This window comes from Pedobacter sp. 01N416, assembly GCF_056399685.1.
This window is the reverse complement of sequence record NZ_JBFTRT010000484.1, coordinates 1-3,988: the sequence shown is the minus strand read 5'-3', so window position 1 is coordinate 3,988 and position 3,988 is coordinate 1. Positions and strand designations below refer to the sequence as shown.

The following is a 3,988-nucleotide window of genomic DNA, read 5'->3' as shown; positions in this document are numbered from 1 at the left end:
ATTTATACCAAAATCTGCATCATAGGTAATGCGTTGGGCATTTGCTGTTCCTTTTTTAGTGGTGATTAAAATTACCCCATTTGCACCCCTTGCACCGTATATGGCCGTTGAAGAAGCATCCTTTAACACCTCTACTGAAGCGATATCGCTTGGGTTAATGTAATCGATAGCGTTACTGTTCTGTGTTTGCGATCCCACTGGCAAAGCCACACCATCTACTACATAAAGTGGATTGTTGCTTGTATTGATTGAACTAAATCCACGGATTTTGATATTAGTCTGCCCGCCGGGCCTACCCGAGTTGGTGTTTACTTGTACACCAGAAATACGGCCAGCTAGTGCCTGGTTTAGCGATGAAGACGGACGTTCCTGAAGTTCGCTGGCTTTGACCACACCAACAGAACCCGTAAGATCTGTTTTTTTCACCGATCCATAACCAATTACCACTACTTCATCTAACTTATTGGCTTCGGCAGGTGCCATTTTAACGCTAATGTTAGCTTCATTGCCTACTGTTATATCTTTATTTTGATAGCCCACATAAGAAAAACGGATCACATCGTTTGTGTTGGCCTCAATGCTGAATTTACCAGCTTCGTCGGTTACAGCAGTTTTACCTGACGAAATGTTTTTGATGCCAACTCCAGGAATAGGCATGTTTTTTTCGTCTAATACGGTCCCTGTAATTACTTTTCGGTTTTGGATATGCACTAAAGGCATATTTAGCTCAGAAAATCCATCGGATTTTTCAGCAACCGGATTCATCGAAAAAGCAGGACTATTGAGCAAAAAAAGCACAGAAAGCCCTGAAATCTTTAGTAGATTGATTTTCATTGGTTTAGGTTTAGTAAATGGTTAGTTAATAATATATAATTCAACTGCTAGCAGCTAAAACGTTTTATCAATTATTCAATAAAAAATAATTGACTGCAAATCATCATCTTTAATCAGAAGGCTTTGAGTTAAAAGCAATTGTGTGATGGGAGATCGTATTTTTAAACGGGTTAAAAACTACACACAAATAAACTACACAGACATATACTGCACCACAGGTAGCAAATATTCCTAAGCTCATCATCATATTCGGTTATTGATAAATCGATTTATCAATTCAATATTAAATATTTTATCACAAAATCAAGAATATTATTTTGATCAGTAGAAGTACACTATCGTATAAATCCGATTACAGTATGATTACTTTTACAGGCGCAAAAATTTTTGAATAAGTATTTCAGGCAAATCAAAAAATGGCTCACTCTAAATTCACTATGCCTCACCTACTTAAGTGTATTTTTAAGAATTTGATAAAAAAATTAAGTTTTTTTTCAAGAGAAAGCACATCAGGTTTCTTATCAGTAACATTGATCAGCATTGTATCGCGAATGTTGTGTTTGGGCCTTGCCGTATATAAACAAGAAAGCCCCATATTGCTATGAGGCCAATTATTTTGTCTTATTCGCATCCACCAATAAAACTAAACCAAACAAACTAATGAAATTAAAAGACAAATAAGTTTGAGAATTGTTTTAATAAATAAAATCTTTTAATATTTTTTTTATTAGGTTATAAGGAATAAAATAGATGCTGCAAAAAAAATGCAATTGAGATCGATATCAGACCATGATAAAAAACGATAGTACAAAAAAGGCACCGAAATTTCCGATGCCTTTAAATGTTGCGCTGTATTTCTGATTAATTTAAATCAAAACGATCTAAATTCATTACTTTATTCCAGATGGCCACAAAGTCTTTTACAAATTTACCTTGTGCATCTGTGCTTGCGTATACCTCTGCAATAGCCCTAAGCTCGGCATTAGAACCAAATACAAGATCTGCACGGGTTGCGGTCCATTTTGGCTGACCAGTTGAACGGCTGCTTCCAATATAGAGTTCTTTATCTTCTGCAACAGCTTTCCATGCGGTTTCCATATCCAAAAGGTTTACAAAAAAGTCGTTAGTTAACTGGCCGGGTTTTTCTGTTAAGACACCATTTTTCGAGCCATCAAAATTTGTATCCAACGCACGTAAACCACCTACCAACACCGTCAGTTCAGGTGCTGTTAAAGTAAGCAACTGGGCTTTATCAATCAGGAATTCTTCTGTAGGAACAGGAGATTTTGAATTACGGTAGTTACGGAAACCATCAGCAGCTGGCTCTAAATAACCAAAAGATTCTACGTCGGTTTGTTCTTGCGAAGCATCCATTCGGCCTGGTGCAAAAGGCACTGTAACTGAATGGCCCGCAGCAGCTTTTTCTACCGCAGCAGCACCTGCCAATACAATTAAATCGGCCAGTGAAACTTTTTTGCCTTCAGCTTGTGCACCATTAAATTCTTTTTGGATTCCTTCCAATACGCCCAATACTTTCTGCAATTGTGGAGGATTGTTAACTGCCCAATCTTTTTGAGGAGCCAAACGGATCCGTGCACCATTGGCACCGCCACGTTTATCAGAACCGCGGAAAGTAGAAGCCGAAGCCCATGCAGTAGAAACCAGTTCGGCCACACTCAATCCTGAAGCCAATACTTTTGCTTTTAATGTTGCGATATCACTTTCATTGATCAATGCATGGTTAACAGCTGGTATCGGATCTTGCCAGAGCAATTCTTCTTGTGGTACATCTGGCCCTAAGTAACGTGCCAAAGGCCCCATATCGCGATGGGTTAATTTAAACCATGCCCTAGCAAATGCATCAGCAAACTGATCTGGGTTTTCTAAGAAACGTCTTGATATTTTTTCATAAGCCGGATCGAACCTTAAAGAAAGGTCGGTGGTAAGCATCGTTGGCAGGTGTTTTTTCGATCCGTCAAATGCATCAGGAATAATGGCGGCTGCATTTATAGCTTTCCATTGATGAGCACCGGCAGGGCTTTTCGATAATTCCCATTCAAATCCAAAAAGGTTTTCAAAAAAATTATTGCTCCACTGCGTTGGTGTTGTGGTCCAGATTACTTCCAATCCACTCGTAATGGCATCAGCACCTTTGCCAGAAGCATAACTGCTGTTCCATCCTAAACCTTGACTTTCGATACCGGCGGCTTCAGGCTCTTTGCCCACGTGATCTGCTGAAGCAGCACCATGGGTTTTACCAAAGGTATGCCCGCCAGCAATTAATGCTACCGTTTCTTCATCATCCATTGCCATGCGGCCAAAAGTATCCCGGATATCTTTCGCAGCAAGAATTGGGTCAGGGTTTCCATCAGGGCCTTCAGGGTTTACATATATTAATCCCATTTGCACGGCAGCAAGTGGTTTTTCTAAGTTACGTGAGTGAACATCTCCATCGGCATTGTCATCCGTAACCACAACACCGTGTGCTTTATGCGCACCGTCAGAACCGTGTGCATAACGGAGATCGCCACCCAGCCAGGTTGTTTCCGAACCCCAATATACCGATTCATCAGCCTCCCAAACGTCCTCACGCCCACCGGCAAATCCAAAGGTTTTGAAGCCCATCGATTCTAAGGCAATATTACCGGTTAAGATCATTAAATCTGCCCATGAAATTTTGCGCCCGTATTTTTGTTTAATCGGCCAAAGTAATCTGCGGGCTTTATCAAGGCTCACATTATCCGGCCAGCTGTTCAGCGGTGCAAAACGTTGTAATCCGGCACCAGCACCACCACGGCCATCGCCCACTCTGTAGGTCCCGGCACTGTGCCATGCCATGCGGATAAATAAACCTCCATAGTGACCAAAATCTGCCGGCCACCAATCTTGCGAATCCGTCATCAGTGCATGAAGGTCTGCCTTTAATGCGGCTAAGTCTAAACTTTTAAAAGCTTCGGCATAACTAAATTCGCCGTCCATTGGGTTGGATAAGTTAGAATGCTGACGCAAAATACCCAACTTTAACTGCTTTGGCCACCAGTCGCCATTTCGGGTACCGCCACCACCTACATTACTTTTCATGCTGCCATTATGAAACGGGCACTTGCTAATATCGTTCGATTCTTTTTCCATATATTTTTTGTTAGTATAATCT

The 3,988-nt window shown here is 40.9% G+C and carries 2 protein-coding genes; both read right to left on the bottom strand.

Annotated elements, in window-relative coordinates; genetic code table 11:
* On the bottom strand, positions 1–834 hold an 834-nt coding region (locus tag AC1DND_RS21935; protein WP_477584736.1), incomplete at its 3' end, for a TonB-dependent receptor plug domain-containing protein.
* Positions 835–1,695: 861 nt separating this feature from the next.
* Positions 1,696–3,966 (bottom strand): catalase/peroxidase HPI, encoded by a 2,271-nt coding sequence (katG, locus tag AC1DND_RS21930; RefSeq protein WP_477584737.1) that lies wholly within the window; start codon positions 3,964–3,966, stop codon positions 1,696–1,698.
* Between the last annotated feature and the right edge of the window lie 22 nt (positions 3,967–3,988).